This window comes from Vulcanococcus limneticus LL, assembly GCF_002252705.1.
Lineage (GTDB): Bacteria > Cyanobacteriota > Cyanobacteriia > PCC-6307 > Cyanobiaceae > Vulcanococcus > Vulcanococcus limneticus.
Window position 1 is genome coordinate 18,184 of the sequence record NZ_NQLA01000031.1, and the last position, 17,657, is coordinate 35,840.

Below are 17,657 nucleotides of genomic sequence, written 5' to 3' on the forward strand. Positions count from 1 at the left end.
GGGAGCCCTCAGCTCGTGATGTCCTTGGCCCAGGCCTTGAAGGCGTCGGTGGAACCGGGCTTGGCGGGCTGCTGGGTGATCTGGGGCTGGGCGCTGGCCTGCTCCTTCTCCTTCTTGGTCGCCGCAGGGCCCCCGGGGGCGTTCACCGCCACGGCCGAACCCTTCATCCGCTCGCCCAGCTCGGCGCTGCTGAGTTTTTCGGCAAAGGTCTTCTTGACGGGCTTGGGCACACCGCCGGTGAGGTTGATCTCCGCTTCCACGGCCTCGGCGCCGGGCAGACCCGGGCTGCGCTTCTTGGCCTGGGCCTCAAGGGAGGCCACCTCATCCACAAGCTCCTTCATGCCGGGGTTGCTGGCGGTGCCGGGGAAGGTGTGGCGGATGGTGTTGGAGCGGCGCATGAACTGCGCATCGCCCACGCTCTTGGCCGCGTCCGGATCGAGGAAGAAGGTGTCGTCCTTCTTGGCGGCCTGGGGAGCAGCGGTGCTGCTGGTGACCTTCTTGGAACCCAGCAGGCGGTCAAACAGGCCCATCGGCGAGGTGCGGAAAAGCTCACTGAACCCTAGCGGCCGTGGAGCTCCAGACCATGGGTATCCGTACCGCAACTTCGCAGAAGGCCGAGATCGTCCAGCTGGGCGGCGATCGACTCGCACACCAGAGGCGTGGGCTGCCAGCGGGGCTGCATGGCGTAGTCGTACCAGGCCTCACCGCCATCCATGCCCAGCGCGGCAGCCGCGCTGATCAGGCGGGCAAAGGGCAGGCGGTAGCGGGCGGGGTGGGCCAACAGCGCCAGCCCGCCGGCAGCGTGGATCCGCCGCACCACCTCCGCCGCCCGCAGGGCCTCCCCCACCGGCGCGCTGCCCTGCCGGTAGGGCGTGAGTGCAGCGCTGGCCTCGGCGCTGGTCTCGTCAAAGCCGAGGGCGAGCACATGCACCAGGCAGCCCTCCAGCAGACAGCTGATCTCCACACCGCTCCAGAGCGTGGGCACCGCCGCCCCCCGCTCGGCCTGGGCAGCCAGCCAGAGCCGCAGGGGCGCCAGCGCGGCCGTGCTGTGGTGGTCGGTCACCGCCAGGTGGCGCAGGCCCAGGGCCACGGCCTGCTCGCCCAGCCGCTCGGGGGTCAGGCTGCCATCGCTGCAGAGGGTGTGGCAGTGGAAGTTGAGCTCGCCGGGGCAGCTGTCGGCATGGACCCCCGCCAGCACTCCCGCCAGGGGATGCGGGTCGGAGACGGGCCCGCCCACGCTCACCTCAGGCCGCTCCGCCAGCGGCCTCCCGTTCGGCGCGCAGCCGCCGCCAGCGGGCATAGAACTGGATCGAGGCGGCCATGAACACCACCAGCGCCACGATGAACCAGGTGGCGGCCCCGGTTGGGAACTGGGTCTTGAACACCACCAGCATCACCACGATCACCAGCAGCAGGGTGGGCAACTCATTGAGGGCCCGCAGCTGCTTGGGGCTCCAGGTGCAGCTGCCAACCTGGAGCTGGCCCATCAGCCTGTAGCAGAACAGGTGGTAGGCCAGCAGGGCCGCGACGAAACCGAGCTTGGCGTGCATCCAGCCCTGCTGAAGCCAGGCCGGCTGGGCGATCAGCAGCCCCGCGGCCATCGCCACCGTCACGATCAGGCCGGGGGTGGTGATGATGTTGGCCAGACGCCGCTCCATCAGGGCGTACTGGGCCTGGAAGGCGGTGCGCAGGGCGGGCTCCAGCTCCTCGGCCTCGCGGTGGTAGATGAACAGACGCACCAGATAGAACAGGCCTGCGAACCACACCACCACGCCCACGATGTGGAGCGTCTTGAACCAGAGGTAGGCCTCGGGGGGGAGCGCCGCCAGGGTCATCAACGGGTGGGGCCGAACAGGCCATCAAGGTAGAGCTCCCGCACCTCGGGGCGGGCTCCGCCCTGCTGCACCAGGAATTGGGCCAGGGCGCTCTGCAGCAGACGGTTGGCATCCAGACCCGGGCGGGCCCGCAGGTAGGTGTCGACCGCAGCGGCCAGCTCCCGGGGCAGCTCCACATCCAGCCCGGTGGTGGGGGCGGGATCGGCACTACGGGTGGGGTGACCGAGAGGCATCGGGGCGACATCTAGTGGAGGGAGGCCCACAATCCGGGACTTCCGCCCCCCTGTCAAGCAACCCCGGCGGAGCCCTGCGTCCGGTGGCGTGTGGCGGTCTGACGGATGGCCTGCAGCTGCGCCGGATCGAGCCGATCAAGCTGCCGGATCACCAGGGCCATGCGCGGGTTGGCCGCCAGCAGCGGCTGCTGGCGGGCCAGAAAGTCCCAGTAGAGGGCATTGAAGGGGCAGGCGGCCTCGCCCTGGCGCTGCTTGGGGTCGTAGCGGCAGCCCTTGCAGTAGGTGCCCATCCGGTTGATGTAGTTGCCACTGGCGGCGTAGGGCTTGCTGGCCAGGAGGCCGCCGTCGGCATACAGGCCCATGCCCAGCACGTTGGTCTGCATCACCCAGTCGAAGCCGTCGATGAACATCCGGTGGAACCAGGCGGTGAGGGCCGCCGGATCCAGGCCGGCGATCAGGCCGTAGTTGGCCAGCACCATCAGCCGCTGGATGTGGTGGGCGTAGCCGCTGGTCCTGAGCTCGCCGAGCACCGTGTCGAGGCAGGCCATGCCGCTGCCCCCCAGCTGCTCGAGCCAGGCCGGCAGCGGTGCGCTGTGGCCGAAGTGATTGCGGCTGGGGTAATCAGCCCCAAACCAGTGGTAAAGACCGTGGGTGTACTCACGCCAGCCCAGGATCTGGCGGATCACCCCCTCCAGACTGGCCAGGGGCACGCCCTGCTCGAGCCCCGCCGCCTCCAGGCGCCGGATCACCTCCAGCGGATGCAGGAGGCCCAGGTTGAGATAGGGCGAGAGCAGGGCATGCCAGAGGGTGGGCTGGCCGCTCACCATCGCGTCCTGATAGGGGCCGAAGCCCGCCAGACGGGTGGCGATGAAGTGCTCCAGCACCTGCAGGGCCTGGCGGCGCGTCACCGCCCAGCCGAAGGGCTCCAGCTCCCCCGGCAGGGGATCGAGGCCGGCGGTGGCGCGCTCGGCGTCGATCCGCCGCAGCTTGGCGATCACCGCCCGGGTGGTGGCATCGGGCTCGAAGCGCAGCGGTTCGGGCCCCCGCAATCCCTTGGGCGGGGCCTTGCGATTGTCGGCGTCGTAGTTCCACTGGCCCCCCAGGGGCTGGGCGGCCCTGCCCTGGCCCTCCATCAGCACCCCGAAGCGACGCCGGCCCTCCCGGTAAAACAACTCCAGCCGCAGTTGCCTGTAGCGAGCAGCCCAGGCGGCGAAGTCCTGCCGGCTCCAGAGAAAGGCATTGGAGGGCAGCCACACCAGCCGCACGGGTAGCTCCAGGGCCCCAATGGCCTGGCGGAACTCCCGATCCGCCGGCTCCATCAGCCGCAGCTCGGTGATGCCGTGCGCGGCGATCCAGGCGCGCACGGCCGTGCCGAAGTTGCCGGCCTCGCGGTAATCGACGGCCCAGCCGGCGGCCTGCAGGTCGGCACTGAAGTGGCGCATGGCGCTCCACACCAGCACCAGCTTCTGGTGGTGGTAGGCCCGCCGCGCCAGCACCGAGCCGCTCTCCACCAGCAGCACCTGGGCCTCGCCCGGGGAGCAGCTGGCCAGAGCCGCCTGGTGGGGGTGGAGCTGGTCGCCCAGTACCCAGATGCCGATGGCCATAGGTGCCCCCTCGACCTGGGACCTAGCCGATGAGCCGGCAGGCACGCCGCGCCACCGCCGCGCCATAGCCGCGCTCCACGGGTCCGATCGCGGGGCTGATGCGTCCATCCCGGCAGTCGACGGTGATGCGCTCGTAATGACCGTTCCTATCGGCCAGGCGCAGACGCAGCTGAAAGATATGCTTAGAGCCTCGCGTGAACGCATCCCCGCAGACCGGTCCGACGCAGAGTCCCGGGGAGGCGGAGACAGTGCCTGGCGTGCCCAGCAGACAACCCAACACGAGAACGAGCAGCCAGCGGCAGTCCAGGCGCCAGCGCCGGAACCAGGCAGTGCATGACCAGGCTGTCCCAGCCGCCGCCACCGTGTTCACCAGGTGAGAAGCGACGCGGATCGAGAACCGATCAGCCCAAGGCGGCAGCGATGGGGGAGGAACACGCAAGGCAGCTCCACAGGGGATGCCGCATCCTGACGCAGCCGCTCCCTGACCAACGGCGCAAGGGGAGCGGCTGCAAGCTCCGGCCGGGCACCCCTCCGTCGGGCGGGTGCTGTCAAAAGCCATGGCGGCCGCAGAGGAGCCAAGAGGGATGTCCGTCCGAATGAAGCAGCATCCATCAAGATCTGGATGCAATATCATCCTGTTTTCGCCCCTCTCAGGAGGGAGCATTGCGAACACGGACCATACTGCTCATCACCCACTCTAACCAGCTCTGACCATGGCATCCGCCTCCGTGAATCTTCCGTGGGTCGATCTGGTTCCACCCTGTGCTTATCCGCAGACGGATTTTGATCGGCTGGCGACTGATGGAGTGCTGATCAAGCGGTCGTTCATCGATCCCGCTCTCATCGACCGAATCAGGGAGTGGACGATCGATCGCTATGCCCAGCCCGACATGGAGGGAATCGGCAGGATTCAGGACGCTTACGCCGAATGTGACGCCGTCAGGGCCCTGGCAACCGATTCCGGCGTGCTCGCGCTGCTGCAGGAGCTCTACCAACGCAGACCGCTCCCCTTCCAGACGCTGAATTTCCTGCACGGAACGCAGCAAGCTACCCATTCGGACACGATTCATTTCCACTGCTTCCCGCAGCGCTGGATGTGTGGGGTGTGGGTGGCGATGGAGGACGTGGACATGAACAGTGGGCCGCTGCACTACTACCCAGGATCTCACCGCCTGCCGGTCCTTGATGCCCATGACACCTCCTGCCTGAGCGGGCGTTACGACCTTTATGAACAGGCCATCCAGAACCTGATCGCGATCACGGAACTGCAAGTCCGCCAGTTCCTGCCAAAGAAGGGGGACTGCCTAATCTGGACAGCGAATCTGCTGCACGGCGGTGATCCGATCCTGGACCGCAGCCGCACCCGGATCAGCCAGGTGACGCACTATTACTTTGAGGGGTGCGACTACTACACTCCCCTGCAGAGTGATTTCAGCCGCGCTCAGTCGCAGATCACCTATCGCGACGCTCTCGTCGATCTGAGCACGGGTCAGCCGATCCTTGCGGCTTCCCTGCAGCAGGGGTCAGCAACGACAACTGGCGAGAGCTGAACGCTCACCGAGTCTGGTCCAAGCCGGGCAGCGCCCGATCATCGCGCACTTGCGTGACGCGTCACACTCATCCCGCTTCGCGTCATTCCGCCGCCCCCGTCGCTTCCTCACGCTCCTGCGGATGGAAGTACTCCCACACCTGCCGCGCCAGGGCCGGCCCCAGCCCCGGGGCGGCCGCCAGCGCCTCGGGACTGGCCAGCTGGATGGCATCGATCGAGCGGAAGTGGGCCAGCAGCTCCTTGATCCGCTTGGGCCCCAGCCCGGGGATCTCGGAGAGGCGCGAGCGCTTCATCCGCTCGCCCCGCTGCTGACGGTGGAAGCTCACGGCGAAGCGGTGGGCCTCATCGCGCAGGCGCCGCAGCAGCTGAACCCCCAGCTGGTCCGGGTCGGTGTCCAGGGGCTGCTTGGCGCCGGGCAGGAACACCTCCTCGCGCTGCTTGGCCAGGGAGCAGACCACCAGGTCCCCATCCAGGTTCAGTTCACGCAGGGCCTCCATCACGGCCGAGAGCTGGCCCTTGCCACCGTCGATCATCACCACATCGGGCCAGTCGTTGAGGCCGCCGGTGTGCAGGGCGCTGCCCGCCGCCCGCCGCAGCTCCCGCAGGTCCGCACCCTCCGCCTTGGCCTGGCTCCAGCGCCGGAAGCGCCGCCGCATGATTTCGGCCATGGCCATGAAGTCGTCGGAGTGGCCTGCCTGGATCGAGCTGCTCTGGATCTTGTATTTGCGGTAATGCTGCTTGGCAGGTAGCCCGTCAAGGAACACCACCTGGGAGGCCACCGCGTCGCTGCCCTGGATGTGGCTGATGTCGTAGCCCTCGATGCGGCGCGGCGGGCTGGGCAGCTCCAGCAGCTGGGCAAGGTCTTCGGTGGCCAGCTGGTGCTGCTCGGCCGTGCGCTGGGCCCGCTCCAGCTCGTAGGCGGCGTTGCGCTCCACTAGCTCGATCAGCTCAGCCTTCTGCTGGCGCTGGGGCACCGCCAGCTTCACCCTGCGGCCCCGCCGTTCGCTGAGCCACTCCTCGATCAGGGCCTGCTGGGGCAGGGCGTGCTGCAGCAGCAGTTCCGGTGGGATCTCCACCGGCTCCACCTGGCTGTAGTGCTCCTCCACCACGCGCTGCAGAATCAGGCCGAGGGCCCGCTGTCGCTCGGGGCTGGGGGACAGATCGCCGCCGGCGCCCTGCTCCAGCGGGGGCAGGCCCACCGCATCGGCCGTGTAGCCGAGCCGACCCACCAGCTTGCCGGCGCGCATCTGGAACAGCTGCACCGCCGCCACCCGCCCATCGGCCGCAAGGGCCAGCACATCGCGGCTCACGGAGCTGTCGCCCACGCTCATCTTCTGGTCCGCCGTCAGGGCATCGAGGCCCTGGAGCTGGTCGCGCACCCGGCCGGCCGCCTCGAACTCCAGCCGCTCGGCATACTTCTCCATCTGGAGCTGCAGCAGCTCCACCAACTCCTCGTTGCGCCCCTGGAACACCATCGCCACCTGGCGCAGGGTGTGGTGGTAGTCGTCCGAGCTGATCTTCTGCTGGCAGACCCCCGGGCATCGTCCGATGGCGTAGTTGAGGCAGGTGCGGTCTTTGTGAAGGGGCTGGGGCCGCTGCCGGAGGGGAAACACCCGCTTGACCAGGGCCAGGGTGCGTCGCAGCAGGCCCACGTCCACGTAGGGACCGTAGAAGCGATCGAGGGGCGAGCGGAAGCGACGCTGGCGCGTGATGAAGATGCGCGGGTAGGCCTCACTCCAGGTGATGCAGAGGTAGGGGTATTTCTTGTCGTCCTTGAGCAGCACGTTGAAGTGCGGCTGGTGGTGCTTGATCAGGTTCGACTCCAGCGCCAGGGCCTCGGCCTCGCTGTCGGTGACGATGAACTCGATCTCGCACACCTGCCACACCATCAGGGTGATGCGGGGGCTGTGCTTTGGACCGCCCTGGAAGTAGCTGCGCACCCGGTTGCGCAGCACCTTGGCCTTGCCGATGTAGAGGATGCGGTCGTCGGCGTCGCGCATCAGGTAGCAACCCGGCTCCGGCGGCACCTGCCGGAGCCGGGCCTTGAGGCGCTCGGGTTGCTGAAGCAGGGGCCGGGAGGCGGCGCCGGCGGGTTCGGGCAGGCTCAAGGGCGGGCCGCAGCCATCACAGGGGGGCGGCCTCAGCCGCCGTACTGCCAGCCGGTGGCCGAGAGCTCCAGGGCGGCGCCGTCACGGTGCAGCACCGCGGTCCTGACCTGGCCCACGAACACCGTGTGGTCGCCGGCGGCCACCTGGCCCACCAGTTCGCACTCCACAGCGCCGAGGGCGTCGTCGAGCACGGGCAGGCCCAGCTCACCCAGCTGGAAGGGGGCAGCGTCGAAGCGACCGCCGATCCCCTTCTGGGGCTTGAAGAACACAGCGGCCAGGTCCTTCTGGTCTGCAGCGAGCACGTTGAGGGAAAACTTGCCGGTGCGCTGGATGATGCCGTTGCTGGTGGAGTCCGCCCGCACCGCCATCACCACAAGGGGGGGCTCGAACGAGCCCTGGGTCACCCAGCTGGCGGTGAATCCGTTCACCTCCTCGCCCTCTGCCACGCCGCAGATGAACACGCCATGGGGGATCTTGCGCAGCAGGGTCTTCTTGGCGTCGGCATTCAGACTGGCCATGGGTCCTCGCGCTGCATCGGGCTTCCCCTGACTCTAGAAAGGGGCCCGCGCCCACCGCCCATGAAGGCCCTCTATCCCGGCAGCTTCGACCCCCTCACACTCGGCCACCTGGACCTGATCGAGCGGTCTGCCCGCCTGTTCGACGGCCTGGTGGTGGCGGTGCTGCAGAACCCGAGCAAGAACCCCACCTTCCCGGTGGAGCGGCGCCTGGATCAGATCCGCACGGCCACGGCCCACCTGCCGCAGGTGGAGGTGGCCAGCTTCGATGGACTCACCGTGGCCTTCGCCCAGACCTGCGGCGCCGGCGTGATCCTGCGGGGCCTGCGCGCGATGAGCGACTTCGAATTCGAGCTGCAGATCGCCCACACCAACAAGAGCCTGGCCCCGGACCTGGAGACCCTGTTCATGGCCACGGCCACGGCCCACAGCTTCCTGAGCAGCTCGGTGGTGAAGGAGGTGGCCCGCTTCGGCGGTCCGGTGGGTCACATGGTGCCCCAGGGAGTGGCGCAGGATCTGGCCGCGTTCTTTAATCGGGAATCTCCCGAACAGCGGTGATGACCGAGGCGCAACTCAGCTCCGTGCTCGATCAGCTGGACCAGCTGGAGGAAATCGTGCTGGACGGCACGCGCGTTCCCTTCAGCGGCGGCCGTCTGGTGAATGAGCAGGACGCCATTGAAGCGATGGATGCCGTGCGCGAGGCCCTGCCGCCCCAGCTCTCCCAGGCCGAGGAGCTGCTGCACCAGAAGGAGGAGTTCATCGCCCAGGCCCGCCAGAAGGCCGAGGAGATCGTCAACCAGGCGCGTCAGCAGCGCGAGCAGCTGATCAGCGCCCAGGCGATCCGCCAGGAGGCCGAGCGTCAGGTGGCCGAGCTGCGGGAGCAGGCCCGCCAGCAATGTGAACAGCTGCTGCTTCAGACCCGGCAGCAGGTGGCCCAGACCGAACAGGAGCACCAGACGCGCCTGGCCCAGATGGAACAGCAGTTCGGCCTGCGGCGCCAGCAGCTGGAGCAGGAGACCCTGCAGCGTCGCCAACAGCTCGACAACGAGGCCGCCGAGCTGAAGCGCCAGCTGGTGGAGCAGCATGAGCGCAATCGCCAGCAGAGCCTGGCCGAACTGGAGCAGATCCGCCAGGAGGCCGTGCGCCTGCAGCAGACCAGCCAGGCGGAGGCCGAGCGGGTGCACGCCGATGCGCTGCAGTTCCGCCACCAGACCCAGCAGCAGTGCGAGGCGCTGATCAGTCGCAGCCGCCAGGAATCGGCCTCGATTCAGGAGGGCGCCAACCGCTATGCCGAGCAGGTGCTGGGCGAGCTGGAGGGGCGCCTGCAGGACATGGGCAAGGTGGTGATGGCAGGCCGGCGCGAGCTGGTGAAGCTGCAGAGCGTGGATCCCACCAGCCTGGCCGGTCAGCCCGCAGCCAGCGAGGCCAGTTCCGCCGCGGTGCCCATCGGTCGGGCGCGCCGCGCCGCCGAACGCCTGCGCCAGGCCGCCGGCCGCAACTGAGGGCCCTCCCCATCGGGAGGGCCTGCCCAGCGGGCTCAGACCGCCGGGCAGAGGCCCGGCACCTGGCTCTCCCTCAGAATCCGGCCGATCGTGGTGTTGGGCGCCGAGCCGCCGTTGGCGATGGCGCTCACGAAGCGTGGCCCTTCCGGGGTGTCCAGCACGCCGCTGATGCTGCGCACACCCGAGATCGTGCCGGTCTTGCCCCGGAAGCGGCCCTCCAGGCTGGTGCCCCTGTAGAGATTGCGCAGGGTGCCGCGCTGCCCGGCGATGGCCATGGAGGCCTGGTAGTTGGCGGCATAGGGATGCTGCGACATGCGCAGCAGCAGGGCCGCCAGCAGCCGGCTGGTGACCCGGTTGCTGCGCGAGAGGCCGCTGCCATCCACCACCACCACACCGTCCATCGGCAGGCCCTGGGCGGCCAGCCACTGCATGGTGGCGCCGCGGGCCTGGGTCAGATCCCAGCTGCCGCTGGCCTGGCGCAGCAGCACCTCGGCGGTGAAGTTGTGGCTCTCGGTGTTGGCCAGGCTCAGCAGCCCATGCATCCCTACCGAGGGCTCCTCGTAGAGCAGGGTGGCGTTGGTGCCATCGATGGCGCCGGTGGCACTGGAGGGCAGCACGCTGAAGGCCACCTGGCCGCCCTGGCGCCGGATCTCCTGTCCCAGGAGCCGTTGAAGCCGGTCCGGCGGGTTGGGCACTGCCATGTCGATGGCGTTGCTGGTGAGGGCCAGGCGAGTGATCGGGGCGCCGTAGGCCTCGGCCCGATCACCCCAGTGCCAGTCGCTGGGCCACCAGCGCTGGCTGGGCTCCTCGACGAGCTGGATCCTCACCGGCGCTTGCGCAGGCTCACCGGGCCCGCCACCGCTGCCCAGGGCCAGCTTGGCGAAGCGACGCAGCTGGGTCAGGCCCAGATCGGGATCGCCCTCACCGGTGATGCGCAGGCTGCCGTCCGCCAGACGCCACAGGCGCGTGGTGAGCCGGTAGTCGGGACCCAGGCGGTCCAGGGCGATGGCGGTACTGATCAGCTTCTGGTTGGAGGCTGGAATGCGCGGCCGACTGCCGTTGAGATCGGCCAGCAGGCGGCCGCTGGGGTCGGCCACGGACACGCTCCAGGCGACCGCCTCGCCGCCCAGCACGGCGGCCAGGCGCTGCTGCAGGGCGGGGCAGGTGACCTGGCTCTGCAGCCGGGGCAGGCCGATGGGCGGCGCCGCCGCTGGAAAGGAGGTGAAGGCGGTGAGGCTCTGGGCCCGCAGCGGCGGAGCCACCAGGGCCGTGATCACCAGGCCGGCGCCCAGGCCTGCGGCGGTGCCACGCCTGAGCACCAAGCCACTCAGTGAGTCAGGCCTGAATCGGAGCAGGTGGCTGGAGGCAGGCCCATCTCGTCTTGCCATCACAGGGTTCCCCATGTCAGGACTCCAGCTTCAGGCCCGTGACCGAGCCGCCCACCCGGAAGGCGCTGCCCTCCAGCTCGATCGGGGCACCCACCTTGATGGCCTGGTTACCGAACACCACCCCCTCAGCGGTCTTGCGGCCCTCGCCTTCGAGCACGAAACGGGCATCCAGGGTGCTGAAGCTGGCCTGGTTGGGATCGGCAGCGCTCACCACCTTGCCGTCCGGGGTGAGGGTGGAAATGCGCCGCGGCAGGGCGATCACCTCCTTGACATCCACATTGCCGTGGGGCTGGTTGCGGATCACGATCGCGAGCTTGCCGTCCTGCCGGGCCGAGGCGATCAGCGAAGCCGGATCGGCCGCCGGGATCCCCCGCACATCCACCAGCACCGTCACCGGCCGCAGGCCGCCGGTGGCCTTGGCGATGGCGCCGGTGAGCTTGGGGCTCCAGATCACACCGGCGGCGGCCAGCAGCACCGCCAGGGCGGCTCCCGCATCCACCAGGCCGATCCGGCGTGGGCGGGGGGAGGAATCGGCAGCAGCCATGGCGCATCGGCAGACGCTGAACTGTACGGAGGGCCGCCGGGTCCCACAAGGGTCGGCGGCCCGCCACGGCGTCAGTTGCGCAGGCCTTCGATGAAGCGATCCACCGCCGCCAGGCCGCGACCCACGCCACCGGCGTCACCGAGGGCCTCGGCCTGCTGCTCGGCATCCGGCTTGCCCTCGAAGCTGGCGGCGAAGCGATGGCCGTCGGGGTCGCGGCGGTAGAGCTCCCAGGGTCCGGGGAACGCCCGCCGCAGGGCCCCCTCGGCCGTGGGGATCAGGGCATAGGCCGCCTGCCAGCCCGAGAGGAAGCCCTTGCGCCGCTCGCGGGCCACACTGCCGATGCCCACGGCGGCGTCTTCGAGGCTGCCGTTGAGCAGCACCACCGGGCCCCGGTGCTGGCCGCAGACCGCTTCCACTTCCTCATAGTCCGCCGGGGAAGGGGCCACCACGATCAGCACGCCCGCACTGCCGCCGTCGGCCTGCTGCAGGCGCATCAGGTCGCGCAGGCTGGCCAGCTGGCTGGCGAGCTCGGGTGCATCGCGCTTGGCCAGGGCCGTGGCGCCCGCATCGGGGAACAACAGCCGCAGGCCGGGGAAGCGCGGCGTGAGCGCTGTGCCGAGGCGCAGGGCCACGGGCATCAGCCGCAGACCCTCAAAGCGGAATTCAGCGGTCCACAGGCCCTTGGGCTCGGCCGCCAGCGCGGTGGCCAGCGACTCCAGGGCCTCGGCCTCGGCCTCGCGCAGATCAGCGGGCAGCATCGAACCAGCTCAGCAGGGGCGACCCTACCCAGGAGAGCCAGCGCGGAGCCCCCTCAGCAGGCCAGCTCCGGGTTCAGCCCACCGGCTCGCCGGCAATCACCCGCAGCCGGCCCCGCTCCACCGCCCCGGGCACCCCTTCCAGGTCCGCAGGCGTCAGCCAGGGCCCCAGGCTGATCCGCAGACCGCTGGCGGCCTCGCCATCGGGGTAGCCCATGGCCTGAAGGATCGGGCTGGGGGCCAGACCCCAGGGGTTGGCGCCCCGCCCACTGCTGCAGGCCGAGCCACTGCTCACCGCGTAGCCCTGCTGCCAGATCGTCTGCACCAGGCGGCGGCCGGAGATCGGCCGGCCGCTGGGGCTGGCCATCAGCAGGCTGATGTGGTGGGGCAGCCGCTCGGGCCCACTGGGATCAAAGGGATCGGGGCCGCTGAGGCGAACGGCCGGCAACTGCAACAGCCGCTGCAGCAGGTCGTTACGCAGATCGGCGATCGGATCGCGCCCGCCGTGGGCCCGCAGCCGGGCATCGCAGAGATCAAGGGCCCGGGCCAGGCCCGCCACCAGCGCCACGGGCTCGGTGCCGCCGCGGCGGCCCGCCTCCTGGCCGCCTCCGCCGATGAAGGGCTTGAGGGCCAGATCGGGGCGCACCAGCAGGGCGCCGACGCCGCGGGGGCCCTGCAGCTTGTGGGAGGCGAAGCTGAGCAGGTCGATCGGCAGGGCATCGAAGGCCAGCGGCAGGTGACCCACCACCTGCACCGCATCCACGTGCAGCAGCACCCCGGCCTCACGGCAGCGCCTGCCGATCCGCTCGATCGGCTGCACCGTGCCCACCTCGCTCTGGCCCCAGATCAGCGACACCAGCCGCGTCGGCGGCGCCAGCAGGCGATCCAGGGCGTCCAGGTCCACCACGCCCAGGTGATCAACCGGCAGCGTCTCCACCTGCCAGCCCCGCTGGGCCAGCTGGCCGGCGGCGGCCACGGTGGCGGGGTGTTCTACGGCGGAGATCAGCAACCGCCCCGGCGGACCATCGGCGGCGGCCCCGAGCAGGGCCATGTGGATCGACTCGGTTCCCCCCGAGGTGACGATCACCTGGCTACCGCCGCAGCCCAGGATCTCGGCGATGCGCTGGCGGGAGCGCTCCAGCCGCTCCGCCGCTGCCAGGCCGAAGCCGTGCAGGCTCGAGGGATTGGCCCAGGCCTCGGCGTGCACCGCGGCCATGGCCTCCAGCACCTCCGACGCCGGCGGGGTGGTGGCGCAGGAATCGAGGTAGATCGGCGGGGTGTAGGTCATCGGTTCAGCCCCCCAGGCCCCGCTCCCGCTCAATGCGGGAGCGGGTGCGCGATTCCAGGGAGTTGGCGGCGAGAGCCACCAGGTCGTCGAGGGAGGTGCCGCTGAGCAGGGCCTCCACACGGGCGCGGGCCTCGGCGCTGGGGCAGTCGTCGGGGCGGATGCAGCCGTTCGTGCACACGGTGGCGCAGTCGATCGTTGGGGCAGCGCCGGCGGCGGGCGCCGCAGGGGCCGGAGTGTCGGGGCGCGGCCGTTCGGCGGCTTCGCGCCGGGCGGCCGCCACCACGGCGGGATCGGGCACGACGCCGTCGAACACGTGCTCGGCCGGGCCATCCATGAACACCTTGCCGCTGCTGGGATCCCAGTGGATCTGCAGGGGGCCGCCAGGCAGATCGAGCCGGGCGCGGTTTTCGCTCAGCCCCAGCCGATGGCAGGCCACCAGGGTGGCGCAGGCGCCGGTGCCACAGGCCAGGGTGGGGCCGGCACCCCGCTCCCACACCCGCATCACCAGGTGGTCGGGGGCGAGCACCTGCACGAAGTGGACGTTGGTCCTGGCCGGGAAGGCCGGGTGCACCTCGAAGCCGGCGCCGAAGCGCTCCAGGTCGATCTCCTCGACCGCATCCACAGGAATCACCACGTGGGGGTTGCCCATGCCGGCGGCGGCCACGGCGAACGTCTCGCCATCGACCACCAGCTCACCCTGGGGCAGGCCGTCGGGCCCGCGCTCCAGGGTGGTGGGCACCTGGGCCGGCTCCAGGAAGGGGGCGCCCATGTCGACGCGGATGGTGCCATCCGGCAGCAGCTCGGGCACGATCCGCCCGGCCAGGGTGTCGATCTGCCAGGTGCGGCCCGGACCGTCGCCGTCGCGATCGGCCAGGAAGCGGGCCAGGCAGCGGATGCCGTTGCCGCACATCTCCGGCTCGGTTCCATCGGCGTTGAAGATGCGCATGCGCAGTTCGCCGCCGGCATTGGGCGGCAGGGCCAGGATCACCCCGTCGCCGCCCACCCCGAAGCGCCGATCGCACAGCCGTTCAATCCATTCCGGCGTCAGACCGAACACAAAGTCCGAGTCCGGAACGGCGCCGCCCTCGAGGAGCCGACCGTCCAGCAGCAGAAAGTCGTTGCCTAATCCCTGATATTTGCTGAACTGGAGCACGCGACGCGGCCGCAAGGTCAATCATCGATCCTATGGGGAACCTCTTCGAGAGCCGCACCGGGGCCAGCTTCGATGCCTCCCAGCCCGGCGTGCGCACCCTGCAGGCCTGGGTGCGCAGCAAGAGCCCCATCAACGTGCAGCTGAGCGACGGCACCAAGCTGGACGGCATCCTGCGCTGGGTCGACGGGGAGTTCCTCGGCTTGCAGCCTGAATACGAGAAGCAGCCGATCCTGGTGAGCCGCAGCGCCGTGGCGGTGATCCGGATCCTGGCCTGACAACGCTGCCAGCTCCCAGGCCCGCTCGAGTGGCTGTGGCACCATCACAGGCTTGTGTCCGGGCCTGTCGTGAGCGAGAGCAGCCGCTACCACCCCCAGGCCATCGAGGCCTCCTGGCAGCAGCAGTGGCAGGAGCAGAGCCTGCATGCCACCCCCGCGCTGCAACCGGGCGACGACGCCTTCTACGCCCTCTCGATGTTCCCCTATCCCTCGGGGAACCTGCACATGGGCCATGTGCGCAACTACGTGATCACGGATGTGGTGGCGCGAGTGGCGCGCCTGCGCGGCAAGCGGGTGCTGCACCCGATGGGCTGGGATGCCTTCGGCCTGCCGGCGGAAAACGCCGCCATTGAGCGGGGCGTGGATCCTGGCGCCTGGACCGACCAGAACATCGCCGCGATGCGGCAGCAACTCAACCAGCTCGGTCTCTCGATCGACTGGGACCGGGAGCTGGCCACCTGCCACAGCGACTACTACCGCTGGACCCAGTGGCTGTTCCTGCAGTTCCTGGAGGCCGGCCTGGCCTATCAGAAGGACGCCACCGTCAACTGGGATCCGGTGGATCAGACGGTGCTGGCCAACGAACAGGTGGACAGTGAGGGGCGCTCCTGGCGCTCCGGCGCCCTGGTGGAGAAGCGCAAGCTGCGCCAGTGGTTCCTGAAGATCACCGCCTACGCCGACCAGTTGCTCGACGACCTGCCCATGCTCGAGGGCTGGCCGGAGCGGGTGCGCACGATGCAGGCCAACTGGATCGGCCGCAGCACCGGCGCCGAGCTCAGCTTCCCGGTGGTGGATGCCGATGGCCACGACACGGCCGAGCGCATCACTGTGTTCACCACCCGCCCCGACACGATCTACGGCGCCAGCTACGTGGTGCTGGCCCCCGAGCACCCGCTGGTGGCCCGGCTCACCACAGAGGAGCAGGCGATTCACGTGGAGGCCTTCTGCGACCTGGTGAGCCGCCAGAGCGAGCAGGAGCGCACGGCAGACGACAAGCCCAAGCGCGGCGTGCCCATCGGCGCCCGGGTGCGCAACCCGGCCAACGGAGAGCTGATCCCCCTCTGGATCGCCGATTACGTGCTGGCCGAATACGGCACCGGCGCCGTGATGGGCGTGCCCGCCCACGACCAGCGCGACTTTGTGTTCGCCCGCCAGTACGAGCTGCCGGTGCGGCAGGTGATCATTCCCGAGGGCAGCGATGAGCACGCCTACGAGGGCGGCGCCTGGACCGAAGCCGGGGTGCTGATTCACTCGGGCCGCTTCGATGGACTGGCCAGCGGCGAGGCCAAGGCGGCGATCACGGCGGCGGCGGAAGCCGAGGGCTGGGGCCGGGCCAAGGTGCAGTTCCGTCTGCGCGACTGGCTGATCTCCCGCCAGCGCTACTGGGGCTGCCCGATCCCGGTGATCCACTGCGACAGCTGCGGGGTGGTGCCGGTGCCGGTCGAGCAGCTGCCTGTGGAGCTGCCCCGCGACGTGGCCTTCTCCGGCAAGGGCGGCTCGCCCCTGGCCCAGCTGGAGAGCTGGTGGCAGGTGGCGTGTCCCTGCTGCGGTGCGCCGGCCCGGCGCGAAACCGACACCATGGACACCTTCATGTGCTCCAGCTGGTACTTCCTGCGCTACAGCGACTCCCACAACACGGCCCTGCCCTTCAGCCGCGAAGCGGTGGATTCCTGGCTGCCGGTGGACCAGTACGTGGGCGGCATCGAGCACGCGATCCTGCACCTGCTCTACTCGCGCTTCTTCACCAAGGTGCTGCGCGATCGTGGCCTGCTGGGCTTCGATGAGCCATTCCAGCGGCTGCTCACCCAGGGCATGGTGCAGGGCATCACCTACAAGAATCCCCACAGCGGCAAGTACATCGCTCCGGCCGATGTGACCGATCCCACCGATCCGCGCGATCCGGTCACGGGCGAGGTGCTGGAGGTGTTTTACGAGAAGATGTCAAAATCGAAGTACAACGGTGTCGATCCCGCCGTGGTGATCGACAAGTACGGCGCCGACACAGCCCGCATGTTCATCCTGTTCAAGGCGCCGCCCGAGAAGGATCTGGAGTGGGATGACGCCGATGTGGAGGGTCAGTTCCGCTTCCTGCAGCGGATCTGGCGCCAGGTGGATGGGGCCGCTGAGCGGGGCCTGAGCCTGGCTGACGGCGCCGGCACGGCGGCGATTGTGGCTGGGGCCCTGGCGGACGGCGAGCTCTCGGGCGATGAGCAGGAGCTGCGGCGCGCCGTGCACACCGCCATCACCGAGATCAGCGACGACCTGGACGGCGATTACCAGTTCAACACCGCCGTGTCGGAGCTGATGAAACTCAGCAATGCCATGGCGGCCCACCTGGAGGCCAGCCGGCCGGCCCTGGCCTGCGAGGCCCTGCGCACCCTGCTGATCCTGCTGGCCCCGTTTGCCCCCCACCTGGCGGAAGAGCTGTGGCAGAAGCTGGGGGGCCGCTCGCAGGCCGAGGCGTTGGCCGGTAGCAGCGTGCACATCCAGAGCTGGCCCTCGGCTGATCCCGCGGCCCTGGTGCGCAGCACCGTGCCCCTGGTGATCCAGATCAAGGGCAAGGTGCGAGGCAGCCTGGAGGTGCCCGCCGATGCCGACAAGGCCACGCTGGAGCAGCTGGCCCTGGCGAGCGACATCGCCACCAAGTGGCTGGAGGGTAAGGCCCCCAGTCGCGTGATCGTGGTGCCCGGGAAGCTGGTGAACCTCGTGCCATAGGCACGCTGACAGGCCCCGCGACGACCTCAGAGGGCCTCGTCCACCAGAGCCTCCAAACGACCCGACTGAACCGCCTCGACCAGGCAGCGGTGATCCTGACGTGACCCCCTTTGTCGGTCCAGTCCTTATGAGAGTGGGTGGATGTGGTCATGCTGCAACTCCCTGTTGAGCTGCCTCCAGGGGCGTACGCCCC

At 69.6% G+C, this 17,657-nt stretch carries 17 protein-coding genes; 5 read left to right on the forward strand and 12 right to left on the reverse strand.

What is annotated here, in order from left to right:
* Positions 1–8: 8 nt before the first annotated feature.
* The 5 genes from CJZ98_RS12120 to CJZ98_RS12140 are packed head-to-tail and all read right to left on the reverse strand — an operon-like array spanning position 9 to position 3,672.
* The gene (locus CJZ98_RS12120) at positions 9–530 is read right to left on the reverse strand and encodes a hypothetical protein (protein ID WP_094591394.1); all 522 of its coding nucleotides are present in this window, start codon (positions 528–530) and stop codon (positions 9–11) included.
* A 29-nt stretch (positions 531–559) separates the two neighbouring features.
* Complete coding sequence (locus tag CJZ98_RS12125) at positions 560–1,243, reverse strand: PHP domain-containing protein (RefSeq protein WP_232756437.1); 684 nt, start codon at positions 1,241–1,243, stop codon at positions 560–562.
* A 1-nt stretch (position 1,244) separates the two neighbouring features.
* Complete coding sequence (gene hemJ / locus CJZ98_RS12130) at positions 1,245–1,835, reverse strand: protoporphyrinogen oxidase HemJ (RefSeq protein WP_094591395.1); 591 nt, start codon at positions 1,833–1,835, stop codon at positions 1,245–1,247.
* Positions 1,835–2,068, reverse strand: a complete 234-nt coding sequence (locus CJZ98_RS12135; RefSeq protein WP_094591396.1) for a DUF2811 domain-containing protein — start codon at positions 2,066–2,068, stop codon at positions 1,835–1,837. Before CJZ98_RS12135 ends, hemJ begins: the two co-directional genes overlap by 1 nt.
* A gap of 53 nt (positions 2,069–2,121) precedes the next feature.
* Positions 2,122–3,672 carry a cryptochrome/photolyase family protein gene (locus CJZ98_RS12140; RefSeq protein ID WP_094591397.1) on the reverse strand — a complete coding sequence of 517 codons (1,551 nt, stop codon included), beginning with the start codon at positions 3,670–3,672 and terminating at the stop codon, positions 2,122–2,124.
* A 713-nt stretch (positions 3,673–4,385) separates the two neighbouring features.
* Between CJZ98_RS12140 and CJZ98_RS12150 the strand changes: the two genes are divergently transcribed.
* Entirely contained in the window at positions 4,386–5,222 is an 837-nt protein-coding gene (locus tag CJZ98_RS12150) for a phytanoyl-CoA dioxygenase family protein (RefSeq protein ID WP_094591398.1), read from the forward strand.
* Positions 5,223–5,304: 82 nt separating this feature from the next.
* On the opposite strand, the gene uvrC is transcribed toward CJZ98_RS12150, so the two are convergent.
* On the reverse strand, positions 5,305–7,329 hold the full coding sequence (gene uvrC / locus CJZ98_RS12155; protein WP_232756438.1) for an excinuclease ABC subunit UvrC: 2,025 nt from the start codon (positions 7,327–7,329) through the stop codon (positions 5,305–5,307).
* A 32-nt stretch (positions 7,330–7,361) separates the two neighbouring features.
* Positions 7,362–7,847 carry a flavin reductase family protein gene (locus tag CJZ98_RS12160; protein WP_094591399.1) on the reverse strand — a complete coding sequence of 162 codons (486 nt, stop codon included), beginning with the start codon at positions 7,845–7,847 and terminating at the stop codon, positions 7,362–7,364.
* Between the two features lie 60 nt (positions 7,848–7,907).
* Between CJZ98_RS12160 and coaD the strand changes: the two genes are divergently transcribed.
* Both coaD and CJZ98_RS12170 read left to right on the forward strand, forming a co-directional pair.
* Positions 7,908–8,402 carry a pantetheine-phosphate adenylyltransferase gene (gene coaD, locus CJZ98_RS12165; protein ID WP_094591400.1) on the forward strand — a complete coding sequence of 165 codons (495 nt, stop codon included), beginning with the start codon at positions 7,908–7,910 and terminating at the stop codon, positions 8,400–8,402.
* The gene (locus CJZ98_RS12170; RefSeq protein WP_094591401.1) at positions 8,402–9,346 is read left to right on the forward strand and encodes a coiled-coil domain-containing protein; all 945 of its coding nucleotides are present in this window, start codon (positions 8,402–8,404) and stop codon (positions 9,344–9,346) included. Before coaD ends, CJZ98_RS12170 begins: the two co-directional genes overlap by 1 nt.
* A 35-nt stretch (positions 9,347–9,381) precedes the next feature.
* Here the strand turns inward: CJZ98_RS12170 and CJZ98_RS12175 are convergent, their stop codons facing one another.
* The 5 genes from CJZ98_RS12175 to dapF form a co-directional block, all read right to left on the reverse strand.
* On the reverse strand, positions 9,382–10,665 hold the full coding sequence (locus CJZ98_RS12175; RefSeq protein WP_390625524.1) for a D-alanyl-D-alanine carboxypeptidase/D-alanyl-D-alanine-endopeptidase: 1,284 nt from the start codon (positions 10,663–10,665) through the stop codon (positions 9,382–9,384).
* A gap of 85 nt (positions 10,666–10,750) precedes the next feature.
* Positions 10,751–11,278: a DUF4330 domain-containing protein gene (locus CJZ98_RS12180; RefSeq protein ID WP_094591402.1), complete on the reverse strand. Its 528-nt coding sequence runs from the start codon at positions 11,276–11,278 to the stop codon at positions 10,751–10,753.
* Positions 11,279–11,349: 71 nt separating this feature from the next.
* Entirely contained in the window at positions 11,350–12,036 is a 687-nt protein-coding gene (locus tag CJZ98_RS12185; RefSeq protein ID WP_094591403.1) for a DUF1995 family protein, read from the reverse strand.
* 73 nt (positions 12,037–12,109) lie between these two features.
* On the reverse strand, positions 12,110–13,321 hold the full coding sequence (locus CJZ98_RS12190; RefSeq protein ID WP_094591415.1) for a cysteine desulfurase family protein: 1,212 nt from the start codon (positions 13,319–13,321) through the stop codon (positions 12,110–12,112).
* A gap of 4 nt (positions 13,322–13,325) precedes the next feature.
* On the reverse strand, positions 13,326–14,474 hold the full coding sequence (gene dapF, locus CJZ98_RS12195) for a diaminopimelate epimerase (RefSeq protein ID WP_094591404.1): 1,149 nt from the start codon (positions 14,472–14,474) through the stop codon (positions 13,326–13,328).
* Between the two features lie 32 nt (positions 14,475–14,506).
* On the opposite strand from dapF, the gene CJZ98_RS12200 reads away from it, so the two are divergent.
* Together CJZ98_RS12200 and leuS are read left to right on the forward strand one after the other, a co-directional pair.
* Positions 14,507–14,749 carry an Hfq-related RNA-binding protein gene (locus tag CJZ98_RS12200; RefSeq protein ID WP_094591405.1) on the forward strand — a complete coding sequence of 81 codons (243 nt, stop codon included), beginning with the start codon at positions 14,507–14,509 and terminating at the stop codon, positions 14,747–14,749.
* Positions 14,750–14,818: 69 nt separating this feature from the next.
* Positions 14,819–17,464, forward strand: coding sequence for a leucine--tRNA ligase (gene leuS / locus CJZ98_RS12205; RefSeq protein WP_094591406.1), 2,646 nt, complete (start codon positions 14,819–14,821; stop codon positions 17,462–17,464).
* Positions 17,465–17,657 lie beyond the last annotated feature (193 nt).

What these genes read in the sequence shown, in the direction of transcription:
- CJZ98_RS12180 (WP_094591402.1), bottom strand. Translation starts at nt 11,278, where the DNA reads ATGGCTGCTGCCGATTCCTCCCCCCGCCCACGCCGGATCGGCCTGGTG.
- CJZ98_RS12140 (WP_094591397.1), bottom strand. Translation starts at nt 3,672, where the DNA reads ATGGCCATCGGCATCTGGGTACTGGGCGACCAGCTCCACCCCCACCAG.
- CJZ98_RS12150 (WP_094591398.1), top strand. Translation starts at nt 4,386, where the DNA reads ATGGCATCCGCCTCCGTGAATCTTCCGTGGGTCGATCTGGTTCCACCC.
- CJZ98_RS12135 (WP_094591396.1), bottom strand. Translation starts at nt 2,068, where the DNA reads ATGCCTCTCGGTCACCCCACCCGTAGTGCCGATCCCGCCCCCACCACC.
- coaD (WP_094591400.1), top strand. Translation starts at nt 7,908, where the DNA reads ATGAAGGCCCTCTATCCCGGCAGCTTCGACCCCCTCACACTCGGCCAC.
- CJZ98_RS12200 (WP_094591405.1), top strand. Translation starts at nt 14,507, where the DNA reads ATGGGGAACCTCTTCGAGAGCCGCACCGGGGCCAGCTTCGATGCCTCC.
- hemJ (WP_094591395.1), bottom strand. Translation starts at nt 1,835, where the DNA reads ATGACCCTGGCGGCGCTCCCCCCCGAGGCCTACCTCTGGTTCAAGACG.
- CJZ98_RS12185 (WP_094591403.1), bottom strand. Translation starts at nt 12,036, where the DNA reads ATGCTGCCCGCTGATCTGCGCGAGGCCGAGGCCGAGGCCCTGGAGTCG.
- CJZ98_RS12160 (WP_094591399.1), bottom strand. Translation starts at nt 7,847, where the DNA reads ATGGCCAGTCTGAATGCCGACGCCAAGAAGACCCTGCTGCGCAAGATC.
- CJZ98_RS12170 (WP_094591401.1), top strand. Translation starts at nt 8,402, where the DNA reads ATGACCGAGGCGCAACTCAGCTCCGTGCTCGATCAGCTGGACCAGCTG.
- CJZ98_RS12120 (WP_094591394.1), bottom strand. Translation starts at nt 530, where the DNA reads ATGGGCCTGTTTGACCGCCTGCTGGGTTCCAAGAAGGTCACCAGCAGC.
- CJZ98_RS12190 (WP_094591415.1), bottom strand. Translation starts at nt 13,321, where the DNA reads ATGACCTACACCCCGCCGATCTACCTCGATTCCTGCGCCACCACCCCG.